This window comes from Salinibacterium sp. dk2585 (assembly GCF_008001035.1).
Classification (GTDB): domain Bacteria; phylum Actinomycetota; class Actinomycetes; order Actinomycetales; family Microbacteriaceae; genus Homoserinimonas.
In genome coordinates this window covers 2,372,584-2,390,284 of record NZ_CP042856.1, presented here as the reverse complement: position 1 = coordinate 2,390,284, position 17,701 = coordinate 2,372,584, and the positions used below count along the sequence as shown (strand labels likewise).

The 17,701-nt window shown below is 68.0% G+C and carries 23 protein-coding genes; 10 read left to right on the top strand and 13 right to left on the bottom strand.

What is annotated here, in order from left to right; all coding sequences use genetic code 11:
• Positions 1 to 22 precede the first annotated feature (22 nt).
• On the bottom strand, positions 23 to 1,984 hold the full coding sequence (locus tag FVA74_RS11245; protein WP_168220119.1) for a sensor domain-containing diguanylate cyclase: 1,962 nt from the start codon (positions 1,982 to 1,984) through the stop codon (positions 23 to 25).
• 139 nt (positions 1,985 to 2,123) lie between these two features.
• Here FVA74_RS11245 and FVA74_RS11240 point away from each other — a divergent pair, with 139 nt between their 5' ends.
• The 5 genes from FVA74_RS11240 (at position 2,124) to FVA74_RS11220 (ending at position 6,234) form a co-directional block, all read left to right on the top strand.
• Complete coding sequence (locus FVA74_RS11240) at positions 2,124 to 2,741, top strand: TetR family transcriptional regulator (protein ID WP_147722495.1); 618 nt, start codon at positions 2,124 to 2,126, stop codon at positions 2,739 to 2,741.
• A 23-nt stretch (positions 2,742 to 2,764) separates the two neighbouring features.
• Positions 2,765 to 4,399 (top strand): MDR family MFS transporter, encoded by a 1,635-nt coding sequence (locus tag FVA74_RS11235; protein WP_147722493.1) that lies wholly within the window; start codon positions 2,765 to 2,767, stop codon positions 4,397 to 4,399.
• 104 nt (positions 4,400 to 4,503) lie between these two features.
• Positions 4,504 to 4,971 carry a DUF4383 domain-containing protein gene (locus FVA74_RS11230; RefSeq protein ID WP_147722491.1) on the top strand — a complete coding sequence of 156 codons (468 nt, stop codon included), beginning with the start codon at positions 4,504 to 4,506 and terminating at the stop codon, positions 4,969 to 4,971.
• A gap of 4 nt (positions 4,972 to 4,975) precedes the next feature.
• Positions 4,976 to 5,779 carry an MBL fold metallo-hydrolase gene (locus FVA74_RS11225; RefSeq protein WP_147722489.1) on the top strand — a complete coding sequence of 268 codons (804 nt, stop codon included), beginning with the start codon at positions 4,976 to 4,978 and terminating at the stop codon, positions 5,777 to 5,779.
• A 62-nt stretch (positions 5,780 to 5,841) separates the two neighbouring features.
• Positions 5,842 to 6,234 (top strand): YchJ family protein, encoded by a 393-nt coding sequence (locus tag FVA74_RS11220; protein ID WP_147722487.1) that lies wholly within the window; start codon positions 5,842 to 5,844, stop codon positions 6,232 to 6,234.
• 21 nt (positions 6,235 to 6,255) lie between these two features.
• Here FVA74_RS11220 and FVA74_RS11215 read toward each other — a convergent pair whose 3' ends face one another.
• Positions 6,256 to 7,071, bottom strand: coding sequence for a DUF1206 domain-containing protein (locus tag FVA74_RS11215; protein ID WP_168220118.1), 816 nt, complete (start codon positions 7,069 to 7,071; stop codon positions 6,256 to 6,258).
• An 85-nt stretch (positions 7,072 to 7,156) separates the two neighbouring features.
• On the opposite strand from FVA74_RS11215, the gene FVA74_RS11210 reads away from it, so the two are divergent.
• On the top strand, positions 7,157 to 7,387 hold the full coding sequence (locus tag FVA74_RS11210; RefSeq protein WP_147722483.1) for a DUF2188 domain-containing protein: 231 nt from the start codon (positions 7,157 to 7,159) through the stop codon (positions 7,385 to 7,387).
• A gap of 83 nt (positions 7,388 to 7,470) precedes the next feature.
• Positions 7,471 to 7,635 (top strand): CsbD family protein, encoded by a 165-nt coding sequence (locus tag FVA74_RS11205; RefSeq protein WP_147722482.1) that lies wholly within the window; start codon positions 7,471 to 7,473, stop codon positions 7,633 to 7,635.
• 83 nt (positions 7,636 to 7,718) lie between these two features.
• Here FVA74_RS11205 and FVA74_RS11200 read toward each other — a convergent pair whose 3' ends face one another.
• Both FVA74_RS11200 and FVA74_RS11195 read right to left on the bottom strand, forming a co-directional pair.
• Positions 7,719 to 8,555 (bottom strand): cytochrome c oxidase assembly protein, encoded by an 837-nt coding sequence (locus FVA74_RS11200; protein WP_147722480.1) that lies wholly within the window; start codon positions 8,553 to 8,555, stop codon positions 7,719 to 7,721.
• 3 nt (positions 8,556 to 8,558) lie between these two features.
• On the bottom strand, positions 8,559 to 9,026 hold the full coding sequence (locus FVA74_RS11195) for a DUF2243 domain-containing protein (RefSeq protein ID WP_147722478.1): 468 nt from the start codon (positions 9,024 to 9,026) through the stop codon (positions 8,559 to 8,561).
• 97 nt (positions 9,027 to 9,123) lie between these two features.
• Here FVA74_RS11195 and FVA74_RS11190 point away from each other — a divergent pair, with 97 nt between their 5' ends.
• Positions 9,124 to 9,864, top strand: coding sequence for a Pr6Pr family membrane protein (locus tag FVA74_RS11190; protein WP_147722476.1), 741 nt, complete (start codon positions 9,124 to 9,126; stop codon positions 9,862 to 9,864).
• A 7-nt stretch (positions 9,865 to 9,871) separates the two neighbouring features.
• Here the strand turns inward: FVA74_RS11190 and FVA74_RS11185 are convergent, their stop codons facing one another.
• The gene (locus FVA74_RS11185) at positions 9,872 to 10,168 is read right to left on the bottom strand and encodes an acylphosphatase (RefSeq protein WP_147722474.1); all 297 of its coding nucleotides are present in this window, start codon (positions 10,166 to 10,168) and stop codon (positions 9,872 to 9,874) included.
• Between the two features lie 183 nt (positions 10,169 to 10,351).
• Between FVA74_RS11185 and FVA74_RS11180 the strand changes: the two genes are divergently transcribed.
• Both FVA74_RS11180 and FVA74_RS11175 read left to right on the top strand, forming a co-directional pair.
• The gene (locus FVA74_RS11180; RefSeq protein WP_147722472.1) at positions 10,352 to 10,903 is read left to right on the top strand and encodes an ASCH domain-containing protein; all 552 of its coding nucleotides are present in this window, start codon (positions 10,352 to 10,354) and stop codon (positions 10,901 to 10,903) included.
• A gap of 117 nt (positions 10,904 to 11,020) precedes the next feature.
• Positions 11,021 to 11,773 (top strand): SDR family NAD(P)-dependent oxidoreductase, encoded by a 753-nt coding sequence (locus FVA74_RS11175; protein WP_147722470.1) that lies wholly within the window; start codon positions 11,021 to 11,023, stop codon positions 11,771 to 11,773.
• Between the two features lie 55 nt (positions 11,774 to 11,828).
• On the opposite strand, the gene FVA74_RS11170 is transcribed toward FVA74_RS11175, so the two are convergent.
• The 8 genes from FVA74_RS11170 to ureB all read right to left on the bottom strand — a co-directional run bounded on the left by FVA74_RS11170 (position 11,829) and on the right by ureB (position 17,699).
• Positions 11,829 to 12,032 (bottom strand): hypothetical protein, encoded by a 204-nt coding sequence (locus tag FVA74_RS11170; RefSeq protein ID WP_147722468.1) that lies wholly within the window; start codon positions 12,030 to 12,032, stop codon positions 11,829 to 11,831.
• A 116-nt stretch (positions 12,033 to 12,148) separates the two neighbouring features.
• Positions 12,149 to 12,706, bottom strand: a complete 558-nt coding sequence (locus tag FVA74_RS11165) for a flavin reductase family protein (protein ID WP_240792227.1) — start codon at positions 12,704 to 12,706, stop codon at positions 12,149 to 12,151.
• On the bottom strand, positions 12,703 to 13,251 hold the full coding sequence (locus FVA74_RS11160) for an NADPH-dependent FMN reductase (protein ID WP_147722466.1): 549 nt from the start codon (positions 13,249 to 13,251) through the stop codon (positions 12,703 to 12,705). Before FVA74_RS11160 ends, FVA74_RS11165 begins: the two co-directional genes overlap by 4 nt.
• Before the next feature lie 230 nt (positions 13,252 to 13,481).
• Positions 13,482 to 14,222 carry an urease accessory protein UreD gene (locus FVA74_RS11155; protein WP_147722463.1) on the bottom strand — a complete coding sequence of 247 codons (741 nt, stop codon included), beginning with the start codon at positions 14,220 to 14,222 and terminating at the stop codon, positions 13,482 to 13,484.
• Positions 14,222 to 14,977 (bottom strand): urease accessory protein UreG, encoded by a 756-nt coding sequence (gene ureG / locus FVA74_RS11150; protein WP_147722461.1) that lies wholly within the window; start codon positions 14,975 to 14,977, stop codon positions 14,222 to 14,224. The genes FVA74_RS11155 and ureG overlap by 1 nt, the downstream gene beginning before the upstream one ends.
• Positions 14,970 to 15,659 carry an urease accessory protein UreF gene (locus FVA74_RS11145; RefSeq protein ID WP_147722460.1) on the bottom strand — a complete coding sequence of 230 codons (690 nt, stop codon included), beginning with the start codon at positions 15,657 to 15,659 and terminating at the stop codon, positions 14,970 to 14,972. The genes ureG and FVA74_RS11145 overlap by 8 nt, the downstream gene beginning before the upstream one ends.
• 4 nt (positions 15,660 to 15,663) lie before the next feature.
• Positions 15,664 to 17,367: an urease subunit alpha gene (locus FVA74_RS11140; RefSeq protein WP_187266495.1), complete on the bottom strand. Its 1,704-nt coding sequence runs from the start codon at positions 17,365 to 17,367 to the stop codon at positions 15,664 to 15,666.
• Positions 17,367 to 17,699, bottom strand: coding sequence for an urease subunit beta (gene ureB, locus FVA74_RS11135; RefSeq protein ID WP_147722458.1), 333 nt, complete (start codon positions 17,697 to 17,699; stop codon positions 17,367 to 17,369). Before ureB ends, FVA74_RS11140 begins: the two co-directional genes overlap by 1 nt.
• Positions 17,700 to 17,701 lie beyond the last annotated feature (2 nt).

The following is a 17,701-nucleotide window of genomic DNA, read 5'->3' as shown; positions in this document are numbered from 1 at the left end:
GAGCTACTCAACCCGCGTTCAATTAGTGGCTCTTCATCTCCGACTTGGCCTCGTACATGGCGCGGTCGGCGCGGTCGAGCAGGCTTGGGGCGTCGACCCCGAGTTCGAGGTGGCCGACGCCGATCGCGACTCCCACCATGGCTTCTCCACCCTTGACCGTGAAGGGCCGGGCGAAGCTCTCGCGGATGCGCTCGGCCACGAGTGCCTCTTCACCCTGGCGCGTGTCCTCGCACAGCACGACGAACTCGTCTCCGGCGAGACGCGCGACCGTGTCACCGTCGCGCACGGCCTCCTCGAGGCGCCGGGCGGTCTCGACGAGCACCTCGTCACCGGCCTGGTGGCCGAAGGTGTCATTGACGGCCTTGAAGTCGTTGAGATCGAGGAAGAGGAGGGCGAAGTGGCGGCCGCGGTGAGCCCGCCCGATCGCCTTCTCGAGGCGGTCGAGCAGTAGGCGACGGTTTGGCAGCCCAGTGAGGGCGTCTACGAGGGCGAGCTGTGCGAGTTCTGCCTGCGCTCGGCGCAGGAGCGAATCCTGCACGTCTCGCGCGAGTTCTTCCGCGGCGAAACGGTCGCGGTCGCTCCACGGTTGCGCACTGTCGGCGACATTGTTGGTCTGCCGCCGGATGGTGCTGGGCGAGGCATCCTGCGCCGAATCCGTGAGGTCGAGCCAGTGCACCGTCTGGGTGAACGGGCGGCGCACCCAGCAGACGAAATCGCCCTGGGCGCCGATCGAGATCGCGAGGAGTCCCGCGACGCGGGGTGCGGCATCCGCTAGGCGTGGGTGGATGTCGCGCACGCGGTCGGTGAGTAAGGCGCCGTGGCGGCTGAGGGTGTCGACCCAGTTGCGCACCGTGTCGCTCACGACGACGGCCTCGTGCTCGTCGAGGTCGCCGAGGACCCGGCGTTCGGTGCCGACCGAGATGATCGCGGCATCTGCGCTGATGAGATCGAGCACGCCCTCGTCCCGCGAGTGCGCGGCGAGGGAGTCGGCGATGCTGCCGTCCCCGAAGCGCTCGACGATGTGGTGCTGCACCTCGACGAGCTCGGAGCGCCGGGCCGCGTTGGCCGAGCGGCGCAACGTGGAGACGCGATGGTGCAGCATTCGCCCGTAGAGCTCGATCGCCGCACGCTCGAGCGGGTCGATGTAGGTCGGTGTGACGGATTGGCTGCCGAGGATGTACTCGAGGCCGGCGTCGCCGTGCAGGTTGACGCTGAAATCCGCCGCGACGCCACCCATCTTGCGAAGCACTGTGAGGTGGTGGGGCGCGCCGAGGGCGAGGGGGGAAAGGGAGACGTTCCACCCCATGCCGCGCTGGTCGGTTCGCGGCACGACGAGCGAAGGGAGCGCGTCGATGTCCACGAGGTTGGTCGACCGGGACTGCGAGTAGTACGCCAACTCGAAGGATGGCCTGCTTGGGCTGGGGACGTGGAGGCCCAGGAGTGAACCGATGCCCTCATCGACCGATTCCGCGATGACATCGGTGTGGGCGTCCTTGTGCAGCCGCATGACAATGACGCGGTCGGAGCCGAGGCGCGCGCGGACGGTCTTGCAGCCGTGGTCCCACAGCTCGGCAGCATCCGTGAAGTGTTCGAGCTGTTCCGTCGTCTCGGCGAGCCAGAGCGTCGCATCCGATCGTGCCTCCGGCTTGGAAGGCTCGAGGTGCACCATCGCCTGTCCCGCCGTGCGGGTCAGCGTGAAGTACCAGACATCGTCGCGAAAGTCGCGCACTTGCATGGGACCGGCCCGCTCGCTCGTGCCGTTGATGGGCAGGCGTTCGGGCGCATGCAGGAACTCCACACTCGGCCTGTCGAGGATCTCCTCGGGGCGCAGGCCCCAGAGCTGCTCGCAGGAGTCGGAGATCGCCACGATCGACGCATCCAGGCCGCGGTGGCTGATGCCGAAGGAGATCCCGTGTGGCTGGATAAAGGCACTCGCGGCCTCGGTCCGCTGGGTCGGGGTCGGGCCCGTGAAGAAACCGCCCACGTGTTGCACCCCCGTTGTCACGCACATCGCATCCCTGCGATGCATCTGGCGTCAGAGTAACAGGGGCGCTGGGGCGGCGGTAGGGGCCCCATCAGGGGGTGTTTTGCACTCTCGCAACTAGAGTGCAATACTGCACTTCATGATTCGGAGTGCAAGCGATCGGCGGGCCGACCTTCGGCGCGAGATCACCGCATACGCGCGGCGACTCACCGCCACCTCAGGGCTGCAAGGCTTCACGGTCGAGGACCTGTGCGAGCACGCCGGCATCTCGCGCCGCACCTTCTTCAACTACTTCCCAGGCAAGGAACAGGCCGTCATCGGCGAGTACGGCGACGGCGTCGATCCCGCCGCCGTCGATGCCTTCCTCGACGGGCGCGCCGACGGCATCAAGGGCGTCTCCCCCAACCTCCTCGAAGACCTGCTGGCGCTGGCGGCCGCGCACTTCGCGGTCATCGGCCTCACGCCCGCAGAAGCCGGCGCGTTCTTCGCCGCCGCACACCGGGAGCCCAAGCTCGTCGAGCAGCTCATGCGTCGAGGCGAGGAACACCACCGCTACATGACGATGCTCGTCGGCACCCGCGAGGGCCTCGTCTCCGAGCATCCGGTCGCCCGCATGGCGGTCACGCTCTGCGACGCGATCGTGCAGTCGGCGGTGCGGCAGTTCCTCAGCCCCGACAACACGAACACCCTCCCCGAGATCTTTCGATCACGGCTCGACGCGGCCAAGCAGATCTTCACCGCTGCGCTCCAGAACTGACCATCTCCCCAGCAAGGAACCCCATGACATCCGCTCCTTCCGCGCCCGCGCCGATCCTGCTCACGCAGCGGCGCATCTGGGTCATCTTCGGCGCACTCATCGCCGGCATGATGCTCGCGAGCCTCGACCAGACGATCGTCTCGACCGCCATGCCCACGATCGTCGGCCAACTCGGCGGTGTCGAGCACCAGGCATGGATCACGACCGCCTACCTGCTCGCGACCACGATCGTCATGCCCATCTACGGCAAGTTCGGCGACGTGCTGGGGCGGCGAAACCTGTTCCTCATCGCGATCGCACTCTTCACGCTCGCCTCGATCGGCTGCGCCTTCGCTGGTGACTTCTGGACCTTCGTGGCCTTCCGCGCGGCGCAGGGCCTCGGCGGCGGTGGGCTCATGATCCTCTCGCAGGCGATCATCGCCGACATCGTGCCCGCGAGCGAACGCGGCAAGTATCTCGGCCCCCTCGGGGCGATCTTCGGCATCTCTGCCATCGCCGGGCCCCTGCTCGGCGGCTTCTTCGTCGACCACATGACCTGGCAGTGGGCCTTCTACATCAACATCCCGATCGGCATCGCGGCCTTCCTCATCTGCTGGTTCGCGCTTCGCCTGCCCAGCAAGAAGGCGACCCGCAAGATAGACATCCTCGGCGTCGTGACGCTCTCGATCGCGACGACCTGCCTCGTCTTCTTCAGCGAGTTCGGCGGCAACGCCGACCACGGCTGGGATGCCCCCGAGACCTGGGCGTGGGGCGGGGGAATGCTCATCGCGGCGGGCCTGTTCGTGTGGATCGAGGCGAAGGCAGACGACCCGATCATCCCGCTGTCGTTCTTCCGCAACCCAATCTTCGTCAACGCGACCGCCATCGGCTTCACGCTCGGGCTCGGGATGTTTGCGGCGATCGCCTTCGTGCCGACGTTCCTGCAGATGTCTTCCGGAACATCCGCTGCCGTCTCGGGCCTGCTGATGATCCCCATGATGGTGGGCGTCATGGGCACGTCGATCTTCTCTGGCCTCGCGATCACGAAGACGGGCAAGTACAAGATCTACCCGATCCTCGGCACGCTCGTGACGGCCGCCGCGATGCTGCTCTTCACGGGGCTGACAGCGGAGACGCCGGTCTGGCTCATCTGCGTCTACCTGTTCCTCTTCGGCGCGGGCCTCGGCCTCATCATGCAGGTCGTCGTGCTCGTGACCCAGAACGCCGTGGCGCCGAAGGACATCGGCTCGGCGACGAGCACCAACAACTACTTCCGCGAGGTGGGGGCGTCCCTCGGCGTCGCGATCTTCGGCGCCCTCTTCACGAACCGTCTCTCGGAGAACCTCACGAAGGTGTTCACGGATGCCGGCGCTGGCGCCGCCGAAGCGGGCGAGGCGACCGCGACGCTCGACCCGCAGACGCTGGGCCAGCTCCCCGACGAGGTGCGCGACGGCATCGTCACGGCGTACGCGGACTCGCTCGCGCCCGTGTTCTGGTACCTCATCCCCTTCCTCCTGCTCGCCTTCGTGCTCGCCCTCTTCCTCAAGCAGATCCCCCTCTCCGACACGGCCGGAATGGTCGCGCGCGGCGAGGCGATCGGCGGCGAGGAGGCCGAGCTGCTCGAGGCGCAGCAGCGGCGAGCAGCGCAGTCCGAGGGTGCGGGGGTGCTGCGCGAGTAGCCACCTGTGAGTTCCCTTAGTAGTGGAGCATGCGTCACGTGGCGGCCTTATCGTCACGCGTGAGAGCGCCCCTGCGCCACCACTGAGCGAAAGGACTCAACACAATGAGCGCGACAACAACGCGAGCATTCGCGCAGACTCCCGTGCAGAAGGGGTCCCTGATCGTGGGGATCGTGTTCCTCCTGGTCGGCATCATGGGATTCATCCCCGGCGTCACGACCAACTACGAGACCATGCAGTTCGCGGGCCACGAGTCCGAGGCGATGTTGCTCGGAATCTTCCAGGTATCGATCCTGCACAACCTCGTGCACCTGCTCTTCGGTGTGCTGGGCGTCGCCCTCGCCCGGAGCGCATCCGCATCGAGGAGCTACCTCATCATCGGCGGAATCGTCTACCTCGTGCTGTGGATCTACGGTCTCTTCTTCGGCCACAGCGACCACGCCGCTAACTTCGTGCCGCTCAACAACGCCGACAACTGGCTCCACCTGGTGCTCGGCATCGGCATGATCGCCCTCGGCTTCCTACTCTCTCGCGGAAATCGAACCGGTACCACCAGCGGCTCCCGTCGCTGACACCGTGAGCGGTTCGACCACCCGCCCGCCCGCCGAGGCATCGCCCCGGCGGGCAGGCGGCCACCCCGTCTTCATCCGCAATGTCGCGCGCGGCGTGCACCGGCTCGGCCACGCCTACACGAACCTCTACGTGCTGGAGGAGGGTGCATCCGTCACCCTCGTGGATGCCGCGTTTCCCAGCACCTGGAAGTACGTGCCGCGGGCGCTCGACAGCATCGGGCGAAGCCTCTCGGATGTCGCGGCGATCGTGCTCACGCACGCCCACTTTGACCACGTGGGCTTCGCGGCCCGTGCCCAGCGTGAGATCAACGTCCCCGTCTTCGCGCACGAGGGCGACCATCGGCTCGCGCACCACCCCTATCGCTACGCGAGGGAGCGCACGCCCTTCGTCTACCCCTTCAGGTACCCCCGCGCGCTGCCGGTGCTCGCCGCCATGACCGGCGCGGGCGCGCTTATGGTGCCGGGGGTCGAGGAGGTCACGGCGATGCCGGGCGGCGTGCTCGACGTGCCAGGGCATCCGATCGTCATCGAGACGCCGGGGCACACGAACGGGCACTGCGCGCTGCACCTGCCGGAGTCCGACGCCGTCATCGCGGGCGACGCGCTCGTCACGCTCGACCCCTACAAGGGATCCCGTGGGCCGCAGATCATCGCGGGTGCCGCGACGGCAGACTCCCCGCTGGCGCTCGCGTCCCTTGGCAGGCTCGCAGCGACGGAGGCACGCATCGTGCTGCCGGGACACGGCGAGCCGTGGCGCACGGGCGTGCGGTCTGCCGTGGATGAGGCACTCGCGGCGGGGGCGTCGTAGCTGCTCGCGTGCTGATCGTTCCCAGTGTCACGCACTGCGCGCACGGCTGCGATGATGGGCGCGTGACTTCCCCCACGCGCTGCCCCTGCCTGAGCGGCGAGCCGTATGACGGATGCTGCGGCTGCTACCACCGGGGCGAGGCATCCGCCCCCACGGCGGAGCGGCTCATGCGGTCCCGTTTCAGCGCCTTCGCGGTCGGCAACGCTGACTACCTGCTGGCGACGTGGCATCCGTCGACCCGGCCTGACTCGCTCGAGCTCGACGAGCGCCTGCGTTGGTACCGCCTCGACATCCACCGCACCGAGGCGGGCGGCCTAGGCGACGACGTCGGCATCGTCGAGTTCACCGCGTACTTCAAGCCGAGACCGGGGGCGGATGCCGCGGCGGGCAGCCAGCACGAAGTGAGCCGTTTTGCGCGCGTCGGCGGGCGGTGGCGGTACCTCGACGCGGCCTGAGCGCGTCTGCAGCGCCGGGATCTAGCGGCGGATGTAGACCCCGCGCGCCGCGAGGTACAGGCCGTGCACCATGAAGCCGCCCGCGATGGCGAAGAGTGGCACAGGCCCCGTGGGGAGCCCTGCGAGCCAGCGGATGGCGCCGTCGAGTCCTGAGGTCCAGCTGGAGTCAGTGAAGAGGGCGCCCGCGGCGAAGAGGCCGCCGACGACGATGAGGGCGAGCCCCTTCATGATGTGGCCGATCATGCCGATGACGACGATCGCGCCGCCGAGGAGATTGTGGGGCGGCTGGATGTCTTCAAGGAAGTTGCGGCTGACCCCGCGGAAGACGAACGCGATGCCCACGCCGCCGACGATCGCGCCGATGGCCGCGAGCACGAACACGCCACCGGGGAAGTCGATCAGCATGGTGCTCGCGGTGCGGGTGGACTCGGCCGCGTTCGGCCGACCGCCAATCGCGAAGGCGAGGCACGCCAGGCCGACGCCGCCGAAGCCGACCGCCTTCGCGTAGTTCCGCAGCCAGCGCGGGAAGATCTTCGAGTCGTCGGCACCAGCGGTGAGTGATCCAGTCCACTGCCAGAGACCGAGTCCGACGAGGGCGACCCCGGCAACCCACAGCACGAAGAAACCGCCAGGCGTCTCGGCGACCGCCTCGAGGGCTCCCGTCTGGTCGGCGTTGCCCTGGAACCCCTGCACGACCGCCACCGCGAGCACCCCGATGAGCACGTGCACGATGCCGCTCGCGAAGAGGCCAGCGCGCGCCAGCCAGCGCACGGGTCTGCTGTGACTGGCCGCGCGCATCCGTTCGCGCTTTCCGCGGTCGTGATCATGTTTCGTCATCCCCTTCTTGTTAGCACCGAAACGACTCCTGCCAGTTCTCTGGGATGTCGCTCTCCGGCACGCGAGCGGCACTACCTTCTGGGGCATGAACGAGCAATTGAGGGATGGAGACATCGAGACGGTCGACAACCGGGGCCAGTGGATCAACAGGGTGATCGGCAAGCCGGAACTGTCGGAGAGCTTCACGTCGAAGGAGGAGGCGGTCGAGGCGGGCCGCGCGCTCGCCCAGCAACTCGGCGCCAAGCACGTCGTGTCTGATGCGGAGCCCACCGGCGTGATCACCGATGAGGACCCGGCGGCGACCTCGACGCTGTGAGTCACTTGGGAGGATGCTCCACCGTGCGATTCCGGGGCTAACGTCTGACGCACCCATTGCCGATACGAAAGGACGGTGTTCACATGAGTGACAAGTTCGAGAACAAGGCAGAGGAACTCGGCGGCAAGGCCAAGGAGGCCACCGGCAAGGTGACCGACAATGAGCGCCTTGAGGCCGAAGGCAAGATGGACCAGTCGAAGGCCAACCTCAAGCAGGCTGGCGAGAACGTGAAGGATGCGTTCAAGTAGGTTTCACGACGACTGTCGATGCAGGCGGCGGCGCTTCGGCGTCGCCGCTTTCGTCTGCCCGAGGGAGTAAGCGCGCGAGTCTTTCACAACTCAGGAGCGCTCGCCGTGCGCCAGAGTGGGCGCTCAGTTGAGCGCCCTCCTGAGTTGTGCAAGTCTCGCCCCGGTTTCGCCGCGCGGTACCAGGCGAGGCAGAAGAGCAGGATGAGGGCGAGTTCGGCGGCGTCGCCCGCGTAGTACATGAGTTCAGCCCCGGCCCGGGCCTCGTCGAGAGGGATGCCGGCGGGCGGATACGCGTAGAGCACCTTCGCGAGGGTCGCGTGGGCGGCGGTCGAGAGCAGGAGCACGACAGCCCGGACGGGCCGGCTCGCCTTGTGCGGATTCGGGTCAATCGCGAGGATCGACGCCGCGAAGAGCGTGCCCGCGAGCAAGAAGTGCACCAAAACGGCATAGTGCAGCAGGGCGTTGCCCATCATCGCCTCGTGGAGCGGCGTCAAGTACAGCACCCACAGTGACCCCACGTTGAGCAGCGCCGCTGAGACGGGATGGCTGATGATGCGGGCGGGCCAGCTCCGCAGGAGCCGTGTGAGCCGACGCGCGACGACCGGGTCGAGCGTGCGCAGCGCGAGCGTGACGGGCGCGCCGAGCACGAGCAGGGTCGGCGCAACCATGCCGATCAGCGTATGCGCGGCCATGTGGGCGACGAAGTCTTGGTGGGCGCGGTCGGCAAGCGGCCCGAGGAACGCGGATGCCGCAACCACGAGCCCGAGAGTCCAACACACTGTGCGGTGCACCGGCCAGACCCGGGTTCCTCGGCGGCGTTCGGCGCTCGCCGCCGCGAGGTAGACGATTCCCGCGAGGACGAGGGGCGCCGTGGCGAGCCATGGGAACGCGGATGCTGCGGGGGCGGCGTGCTCGTGCATCCGTCACCGCGCCGTGCTGCGGGCCGAGGCGCGTCGCTGCGCGCGAATGCCGACGATGACGCCTGCGAGCAGGATGAGGGCGCCGGAGGCGTTCCAGGCGATGTCGTAGGGAAGGAGGTCGACGTCGTAACGCACCTGGTGGAGGCGCAGCACCTTGTGGTCGATGATGCCGTCCCAGAGCTGGAACAGGCCCGCGCCGGTGAGGAAGCCCGCCCACGCGAAGCCGCGGTTGAAGGTGCCGCCGCGCCACTCGTGCGCGAGGAGGAAGAAGCCGGCGACGATCGCGAAGAGTTCGAAGGCGTGCAGCAGGCCGTCGGTGAGCAGGCCGATCTCGAGGGTCGCGCCGTCATAGAAGTGGTGCCAGCCGAGGATCTGGTGGAAGACGATCTCGTCGACGGCGGCCATCACGGCGACGCCGATGAGGAAGGCGCCCCAGGTGGAGCGGTGCTTGTGGATGCGAGGGGCGCTCATGCGGGAATGATGCTGTGATTTGCTGGATGAGCGCTGGCAGTTGTGCGATCCCGCGAAATACGGGGGATCCTGTCGCATGCGAACGTATGCTCTCCCCATGGCCGAAGATGACCTGCCCGGCGCGACCGCGGGCACGCCTGGGGGAGCTGCGCGCGAAGGCGTGGGGCGAAGCATCCGTATTGCCGCACTCGTCTGGCGCCTCGTGCTGCTCGTGGTGTGCGCCTATGGGCTGTACCTGAACACGGGACTCGACCAGGGCGCGCTCGACCTGCAGTCGTTCAGCTACTTTACGATCCAGAGCAACCTGCTCGTGCTGCTGGCCTACCTGTGGGTGACGGGCCGCACCGTCCGCGACCTCGGTGGGGGCAGGCGCCCCCTCCCGGTGCTCGTGCCATGGCTCGCGGGCATCGTGCTCGTCGCGATCACGATCACGGGCCTCGTCTACAACTTCGTGCTCGTGCCTCGGGATGTCGCGCTCGGCACCTTCGACGGCGGTGACCTCGCGGACCTCCTCGTGCACACGTGGGTGCCGCTACTGACCGTCGGCGATTGGCTGCTGTTCTCGCCGAAGGGCCGGTTCCGCTGGTGGTATGCCGTGCTGTGGCTCGTGACGCCGGCCGCCTACGCGATCTTCGCGTTCATCCGCGCCGAACTCGGCCCGGTGCTCACCGGCGTCGGCAGCCGCTACCCCTACTTCTTCCTCGACGCCGACGAGTTCGGCTGGGGCGCCGTCGTTCTCAATGTGCTCTGGCTGCTTGCGGGCTTCCTGGCACTCGGGCTCGTCGTCGTGCTTATTGACCGGATGCTCGCGGTCGGGCTCCGGCGCCTCCGCCGCTGAGCGTCGCCTAGTGGATCGTGAACCCGGCGCTGCCGTCGGGTGTCAGCTCCTCGATGTCGATGTTGTCGACTCGTGCGAACTGCGAACCCCGGTGCAGGAAGTCGATCATGTCGTCGACCTGTTCAAGGCTGCCCTCGATCTCGGCGAGCACGGTGCCGTCGGTCTGGTTCCTGACCCAGCCTGAGGCGCCGATCTCGGTGGCGTGTTCGGCGGTGGCCCAGCGGAACCCGACACCCTGCACCGCCCCGTGCACGGTGGCGCGGATGCGGCGGTGGGTGGTGTCGTCGGAGGGTGTGGCATGCATTCGCCCATTGTGCCCCGGCCGCCCGGTGTTTGCTCGGGCAGCGCGCGCACCATGCGTGAGCATGCGTAGGCTGGTGGACTTTCCCAGCGACCCAGCCGCGCCTCCCCGTGTAGTGCGGCGTCATAGGGGGTGGACCTCTCGGCCTCGGCGGCGCAGGATGGATGCGACGTGATTGGAAGACCTATGACCACCCCCTTTCCTGAGCCCGACATGACGGCGGCCGCCGAGCTCTGGCACGCCTATCGTGACGCGGTGCCGGGGCCGGATGGCGAGCATCCATCGGTGGAGTTCTTCGGCGACTCCGTCGAGCTGGCGGATGATCTCCTGGCGCTCGTGCTGGAGGGGGGCAAGCGGGCGACGGCGACGCTCGTGGCGGAGTTCGAGGCCGATGGGCAGCCGCTGCCCCAGATCGGCGGACACTGGATCGCCTGCGACGGGCGCGGCACACCTGTCGTCGTGCTCAGGTCGACCGAGCTTCGCCTCGGGCCCGTGCGCAGTGTCGACGACGCCTTCGCGTGGGATGAGGGCGAGGGCGACCGCAGTCGCGACGGCTGGTTGGAGAGTCACACGCGCTATTGGCGGCGGGTGGCGGGGGCCCGTGGCATCCGCTGGTCTGACGACATCGAGGTCGTGTTCGAGCGCTTCATGGTCGTGTGGCCGCTCGAGCACGCGGACGAAGCGGATGTCTCGGCGGACCTCGGTGCGAGGGACATGCCGTCCGACTCGGAGCTGTGACGATCATGTATACGTATGAATGGAATTTCCTGGAGGGAACTCTTGTTGTAGCAAGGGACTGACCACCAGGCCAGCAGTTCACCAAGCAGCACCCCACGAGGGCGCACGGAGGATGAAATGACCAAGGAATTCGAAGGAAAGATCGCACTCGTCACGGGCGGAGGTTCGGGCATCGGCAAGGCCGTGGCCATTGGGCTTGCCGCGGGTGGCGCGAGCGTCGTCGTCAATGATCTGAAGCAGGACGTGGCGCAGAAGGTCGTCGATGAGATCGTCGCCGTGGGTGGCAAAGCCACCGCAATTGCGGGTGACGTCGGCAACCCCGATGACGTGAAGGCGGCCGTCGACCGCGCCGTCTCGGAGTACGGCGCGCTCCACCTCGCGTTCAACAATGCCGGAATCGGCGGGCCGCAGGGGCTCGCAGAAGACATCGACATCGAGGGCTACCAGAAGCTCATGGATGTGAACCTGCACTCGGTGTTCTACGGCATCCACTTCCAGGCACCCGAGATCGTGAAGGCCGGCGGCGGGGCGATCGTGAACACGTCGTCGATTCTTGGCGTTGTAGGGGATGCGGCCGCGCTACCGTATGTTGCCGCGAAGCACGGCGTCGCTGGCATGACGAAGGCCGCGGCCATCAGCTATGCGCCCAAGGGGCTGCGCATCAACTCGGTGCACCCCGGCTACATCGACACCCCGCTGCTTGCGGGCCTGCCGAAGGATGTCTACGAGGGGCTTGTCTCGAAGCATCCGATCGGTCGTCTCGGTTCGGCCGATGAGGTTGCCGCGCTCGTGCTGTTCCTGCTGAGCGACAAGGCGAGCTACGTCACCGGGTCGCAGCATCTGGTCGATGGTGGCTACACGGCGCAGTAAGCGCCGCGTGAGTCTTGGGCCGTCCCGCAAGGGGCGGCCCTTTCTCGTGGAAGTGCTACTCGGCAGGGATGACGGGCCGCGGGCTCGAGACGGGCGGCGTCTCGGCGGGCGCCGTGGGATGGATGTCGATTCCGGGACCTTCCGGGCCCGTGTCGTCGAGTGCGCGGGTGACGAGGAGGCCGATCACGATGACGGCCGCAATCGCGAGGAGGCCGATGCCCGCGAGCATCCAGTCGCGTTTGGCCGGGATGCCTGGCATGGATCCTCCTTTGGATCTCGACGGTGCATCGAGTCTCGGGCACATCGAGGCGGGATGCCAGCCCCCGTGTGAGGGCGTGGCATCCCGCCGTCGCGTGGCGCGTCTCGCGCGGGACTCTACCCGGCGGCGCGCAATCCGTGGAACCGCTGCGCGTGGTAGATCAGCGGTTCCACGCCGTCGACGACGTGGAGCGCTGTCACTTCCAGGAGCACGACGTGGTGGTCTCCCGCGGGGGTTTGGGAGAGAACGCGGGTCTGCAACCACATTGCTGAGTCGTGCACCAGGAGGGCGCCACCCTCCGTCTCGTGGAGGTTGAGCCCGTCGAACCGGTCCCGTGAACGCGAGGCCAACTGCAGGCAGGCTGCCGCTTGTGCGCCTCCCAGCACAGAGACGCCGATCTCCTGCGCACGTTGCAGTTTTGGCCAGGTGGTCGAGGAATTCTGGGCCGAGAACATCACGAGCGGCGGGTCGAAGGAAGCGCCGACGGAGAACGAGGACGCCACCATTCCCACCTTCTCCCCGTCGACACGAGCACAGAGTGCCGCGACCCCTGACGGGAAGCGCCCGAAGGCTGCGCGGATGAGGCGCGGGTCATCGGCGGGCGCGCGGAGCAGGCTGTCGCCCTGCATGGCGCGGCTCGGGTTGGCGGCATGCGTCTCGAGTGTGAGGCTCATCGTGCGGTCACCTCCGCCGCGGCGAGTTCCCTCGTGTTGGCGGCGACGTTCGACACGGAGCGGAGGAGCGCAGCATTGGCCGCGACCCAGTTCTGGACCCTCGCCTCGAGTTGGTCCATCTCGCTCATCACGAAGTAGAAGCCCTTCGTGGGCACGGAAGCGCCGAGTTCAACGAGGAGCGGGCGAAGGTTCACCTCGGGGCCCATGGCGTGACCGAGGTCGGCACCCGTCATCACGGGGATGGCGACCACACCGGCAAGGCCTTCTGCCGGGTATCGGTCGAGGAATCCCTTGAGCAGTCCCGTGTAGCTGGCCTTGTAGGTGGGGGACGCGACCACGAGCAGGTCGCTGTCGGCGGCTGCCTGGTTGATCTGCGCCATGACGTCGGATGGCCACTCGAAGATGTGCTGCGAGTATTCGGCGAGGTCGACGGTTGTGACATCCGCCTCTCCGGGTGCGACCAGATGCGAGACGAGCGCTTCAGCGATACGAAGCGTGCGCGAACCCTTCTTGGGGTTTCCACAGAGGATAGTGACGCGTAACATGCGACTCCCTTTCAGACTGTCCGGATGAAGGACTCATCGAACGCGGGACCGGCACGCCATTGCGACAGAGGTCTCGGATGCCGGGGTGCGGCTCGATGAGACGTCCACCGAGGTTTTTTGTCTCGTGTGGTCTGGCAACGGCTTACGCTGCATGACCATCTTCACTCCGCCGCATCGCCCGGCGGTGTCGCCCGTGTAAACGTTCAGTTTCGCCACCCTGACGCGCTCTCTCAGGGATGGAGCGAGGGGGTTGCGGGAGCGCCTTGCTGCTCAGCTGTATTGCCGCCGAGCGAGGGCGTGGACACCCACTGCGCCCACTCCGATTCCACCGTCGCCAGATGTGCGGCGTTTCCCATCGCCCGGACGATGGTCCCCTCCCCGGCCAACTGCAGCGCGCCCGGTGGGGAGGCGCGGCGCCGGCCCAGGCTCATTGCCGAGTCGATCACGCGGTGTGTGCCCAGCACGCCGATGCGGGGGAGGGCGCCATCCAGCGTGAGGCTCTCGCGGTAGAGGGCGCGACCGTCGAGCTCGACGTCGGTGCGGGCGAGCAGTCGTCCTCCGGACTCGCCTGTGCGGCCAAGCACGAAGGTCTCGCGAAGCATGGCGACGGCGCCGCGACCAAGGACGATGGAGGTGGTGCGGCAGACATCCGCCCCGTCGGCGACGACGAACGGCATGGTGTGCCAGATCAGCCGTGCCCCGCGCTCCACCGTGATCGACACGCGCCAGCGGGATGCCGCGCCGTCGCCGCCATAGGCGACCGTGCCGCCGATGTCCTCGAGTTCGAGCGTGCAGCCCTCGCCGACCCGTACTTCGGTCTCGACCGTGTCGCCCGCGAGGAGGAGCGCTTCGCCCGCGATGATGCCCACCCTGGCGGAGTCACGCCCCGCCCCGAGCAGCCTGGGCGCGAGCATGTCACCGCGCAGCTGTACCTGCGCGGTCTCCCCGGCACGCTCGAGGCCGATGTACATCAGGCGTGGCTGTGGTCGTGCGCGTGTGGGTGGTCGTGGTCGTGGTCGTGGTCGTGGTCGTGGCTGTGGCCGTGCTCGTCTTCCGCATGGAAGTGCGGTGCCATGGGCCCCGGGTCCTGCGGCACGTGCACGCCTGAGCGGTGTCGCTCGAGCAGGCCGAGCAGCCACAGCCGCAACTCGGCAACCGAGGCGGCGTCACTGCGCGAGAGGGCCAGCACGGGCGCACCTTCACGCGCTTCCAGGGCGTCGGACACCATGAGTTGAACGTCGACGCCGACGTGCGGCGCGAGGTCGGTCTTGTTGACGACGAGGAGGTCGGCGCGAGCGATACCGGGGCCGCCTTTGCGGGCAACGTCCCCACCGCCCGCGACATCGAGCACGAAGATCTGTGCGTCGATGAGCGCGGGTGAGAAGGTGGCGGTGAGGTTGTCGCCGCCGGACTCGATGAGGGTGAGGTCGAGGGTGGCGAAGTCGCGCTCGAGTTCCTCCACCGCGAGGAGGTTGGCCGTGATGTCGTCACGGATGGCCGTGTGCGGACACGCGCCCGTCTCGACCGCGCGGATGCGTTCCGCGTCGAGCACCCCGGCCGAGCGCAGGAAGCGCGCGTCCTCGTCCGTATAGATGTCGTTGGTGATGACGCCGATGCGGAGCTCCTCGTTGAGGGCGCGGCAGATGGTCGCGATGAGCGAGCTCTTGCCGGTGCCGACGGGGCCTGCGATGCCGAGGCGGAGTGAACGGGTGGATGTCTCAGGCACGGAAGAGCCTCCTTGTGAGCTGGGAGTGGGCTTCCGCCCACTCCTCTATCTGTGGTGCACCGGCGGCGGGGATCGCCTCCGGTTGGGTGATCTGGGCAAGTAAGGGAACGGATGCCTCGAACTCGGCACACGCGTCGAGCACCCACCTGGCGGGAGTCGCCGGGTCGAGGGGCTCGAGCTTGAGGGTCGCGGCGGCGACCGTCTGTGCATCGTCGTACGCGACGAGGCGAGCCAACTGCCCAGGACTGATGCCTGCCTCGGCGGCGATCGTTCCGAGGAGCGTAGCTCGCGACATCCGGGCTCCCGAGGCGTAGGCGATGACGGGCGACTCGGGCCACAGCAGGCAGGCGAGACGACCGAGGCCGGCGCCGAGCGCGGCGGCGATCGTGCGGAGGGCGGCACTCGGCGTGCGCGCCGCCCACTCCGCCTCGACCCGTTCAAGTGTGTCGGGAACATCGACCCCTGCGACCACCGCGGCGCGCGCAGCGATGGCCGTGCCCGCCTCGACCCGCACCACGGTTGCCATGCGTGATGACAGGTAATCGGGGATGTGCGCCGGGTGCACCCCCGCGTTCAGCGCGGCCTCGAGTCCGTTCGACGACACGTGGGCGCCCGAGGGCAGGCGCGAGTCTGCGAGCAGCATCGCGACGGTCATCGCGTCGACGGGAGGGGCGGCGGTCATGGGCTCAAAAGAGGTTGTAGAGCTGCGCGAGCGGGAGGGTGGATGCGGGGGCCGGCACGACCGGTTCCCCGTCGATTGAGATCGCGAAGGTGTCGGGCACGACGTCGATGCGAGGCAGGGCGTCGTTGTTCTTCATGTCGGCCTTGCTCGTCGCTCGGGTCGGAGCGACCGGGAGGAGCCGACGCCGCAGTCCCAGCCGACCTTCGATCCCGGAGTCGATCGCGGCGGGCGAGACGAAGGAGTACGAGAGGTCCGCCGCGATGGCATCGCCGAAGGCGGGGCGCATGAGCACGGGCTGGGGCGTGGGGATCGAGGCGTTGGGGTCGCCGAGGGCAGCCCAGGCGATGGCGCCGCCCTTGATGACGAGGGCGGGCCTCACCCCGAACATCTTCGGTTCCCACAGCACGAGGTCGGCCAGCTTGCCGGGCTCGATGGAGCCGATGAGCGTGTCGACGCCGTGTGCGACTGCCGGGTTGATCGTGTACTTCGCCACGTAGCGGCGGGCGCGCTCATTGTCGGCGGGAAACGATTCACCGAGGCGCCCGCGCTGCTGTTTCATGACGTGGGCCACCTGCCACGTGCGGGTGATGACCTCCCCGATGCGGCCCATGGCCTGCGCATCCGAGGAGGTGATCGAGAGGGCGCCCATGTCGTGGAGGATGTCCTCGGCGGCGATCGTGGTGGCTCGGATGCGCGACTCGGCGAAGGCCAGGTCTTCGGGCACCGCGGGGTTCAGGTGGTGGCAGACCATGAGCATGTCGATGTGCTCCGCCACGGTGTTGACCGTGTGGGGGAGCGTCGGGTTGGTCGAACCGGGCAGGATGTGCGGAAGCGACGCGATGCTCAGGATGTCGGGTGCGTGCCCGCCCCCTGCGCCCTCGACATGGAAGGCGTGGATGCTTCGACCCCCGATGGCGCGGATGGTCGACTCCACGAAGCCCGCCTCGTTGAGCGAGTCGGAGTGGAGGGCCACCTGCAGCCCGAAGTCATCCGCCGCTCGCAGTGCCGCGTCGATCGCGGCCGGGGTCGAGCCCCAGTCCTCGTGCACCTTGTAGCCGGCCGCGCCGCCGAGCGCCTGCTCGCGGAGCCCCTCGGCTGACACGGTGTTGCCCTTGCCGAGCAGCAGCACGTTGACCGGGAGCGCGTCAAGGGCGCGGTGCATGGCCTCGAGGTGCCAGGCGCCCGGCGTCACGGTCGTCGCCTTGCTTCCCTCTGAGGGGCCCGTGCCGCCGCCCGCGATCGTGGTGATGCCGGTCGCGAGCGCCTCATGGATCTGCGAGGGCGAGAGCAGGTGCACGTGGGAGTCGAAGCCGCCCGCCGTGAGGATCCTGCCCTCCCCGGAGATCACGTCGGTCGAGGGGCCGATCTGCAGGTCCGGATGCACGCCGTCGGCGATGTCGGGATTGCCTGCCCTGCCGAGTGCGACGATTCTGCCGTCGCGGATGCCGACATCCGCCCGCACGATGCCCCACCAGTCGAGCACGATCGCATTGGTGATGATCGTGTCGGGCGCGCCCTCCGCTCGCGTGGTTGAGCCCTGGGCCATCGACTCACGGATCGACTTTCCACCGCCGAACACCGCTTCCTCGCCACCCATCGTGAGGTCTTGCTCGACCTCGATCCACAGGTCCGTGTCGCCCAGGCGGATCTGGTCGCCGACGCTCGGCCCGTAGAGTGCCGCGTATCGTTCGCGGCTGATCCTCACCATCAGGCGACTCCCTCTTCACGCAGGCGGATGCCGGGCACGAGGCGTCGTCCGCGCAGGGCGACCGCATCGACCTCTCGGGAGGCGCCGGGCTCGAAGCGCTGCGACGTGCCAGAGGGGATGTCCAGCCGGAAGCCTGCGGCCCGCTCGCGGTCGAAATCGAGCGCTGGGTTCACATCGGGCAGGTGGATGTGCGAGCCGATCTGCACCGGACGGTCGCCCGTGTTGACCATGATGAGCGTGATCCGCTCGGCCTCCGTTCGGTCGGCATTGAGTTCTATGGTTCCCGGCCGCACGCGGATCGCGCCGGGGCCTGACGTCGAGGTGGTGGCCATGG

Coding starts and splice junctions, on each gene's coding strand:
- FVA74_RS11240 (WP_147722495.1), top strand. CDS start 2,124: ATGATTCGGAGTGCAAGCGATCGGCGGGCCGACCTTCGGCGCGAGATC.
- FVA74_RS11235 (WP_147722493.1), top strand. CDS start 2,765: ATGACATCCGCTCCTTCCGCGCCCGCGCCGATCCTGCTCACGCAGCGG.
- FVA74_RS11230 (WP_147722491.1), top strand. CDS start 4,504: ATGAGCGCGACAACAACGCGAGCATTCGCGCAGACTCCCGTGCAGAAG.
- FVA74_RS11215 (WP_168220118.1), bottom strand. CDS start 7,071: ATGACGAAACATGATCACGACCGCGGAAAGCGCGAACGGATGCGCGCG.
- FVA74_RS11210 (WP_147722483.1), top strand. CDS start 7,157: ATGAACGAGCAATTGAGGGATGGAGACATCGAGACGGTCGACAACCGG.
- FVA74_RS11205 (WP_147722482.1), top strand. CDS start 7,471: ATGAGTGACAAGTTCGAGAACAAGGCAGAGGAACTCGGCGGCAAGGCC.
- FVA74_RS11200 (WP_147722480.1), bottom strand. CDS start 8,555: ATGCACGAGCACGCCGCCCCCGCAGCATCCGCGTTCCCATGGCTCGCC.
- FVA74_RS11195 (WP_147722478.1), bottom strand. CDS start 9,026: ATGAGCGCCCCTCGCATCCACAAGCACCGCTCCACCTGGGGCGCCTTC.
- FVA74_RS11190 (WP_147722476.1), top strand. CDS start 9,124: ATGGCCGAAGATGACCTGCCCGGCGCGACCGCGGGCACGCCTGGGGGA.
- FVA74_RS11185 (WP_147722474.1), bottom strand. CDS start 10,168: ATGCATGCCACACCCTCCGACGACACCACCCACCGCCGCATCCGCGCC.
- FVA74_RS11180 (WP_147722472.1), top strand. CDS start 10,352: ATGACCACCCCCTTTCCTGAGCCCGACATGACGGCGGCCGCCGAGCTC.
- FVA74_RS11175 (WP_147722470.1), top strand. CDS start 11,021: ATGACCAAGGAATTCGAAGGAAAGATCGCACTCGTCACGGGCGGAGGT.
- FVA74_RS11170 (WP_147722468.1), bottom strand. CDS start 12,032: ATGCCAGGCATCCCGGCCAAACGCGACTGGATGCTCGCGGGCATCGGC.
- FVA74_RS11165 (WP_240792227.1), bottom strand. CDS start 12,706: ATGAGCCTCACACTCGAGACGCATGCCGCCAACCCGAGCCGCGCCATG.
- FVA74_RS11160 (WP_147722466.1), bottom strand. CDS start 13,251: ATGTTACGCGTCACTATCCTCTGTGGAAACCCCAAGAAGGGTTCGCGC.
- FVA74_RS11155 (WP_147722463.1), bottom strand. CDS start 14,222: ATGTACATCGGCCTCGAGCGTGCCGGGGAGACCGCGCAGGTACAGCTG.
- FVA74_RS11145 (WP_147722460.1), bottom strand. CDS start 15,659: ATGACCGCCGCCCCTCCCGTCGACGCGATGACCGTCGCGATGCTGCTC.
- FVA74_RS11140 (WP_187266495.1), bottom strand. CDS start 17,367: ATGGTGAGGATCAGCCGCGAACGATACGCGGCACTCTACGGGCCGAGC.
- ureB (WP_147722458.1), bottom strand. CDS start 17,699: ATGGCCACCACCTCGACGTCAGGCCCCGGCGCGATCCGCGTGCGGCCG.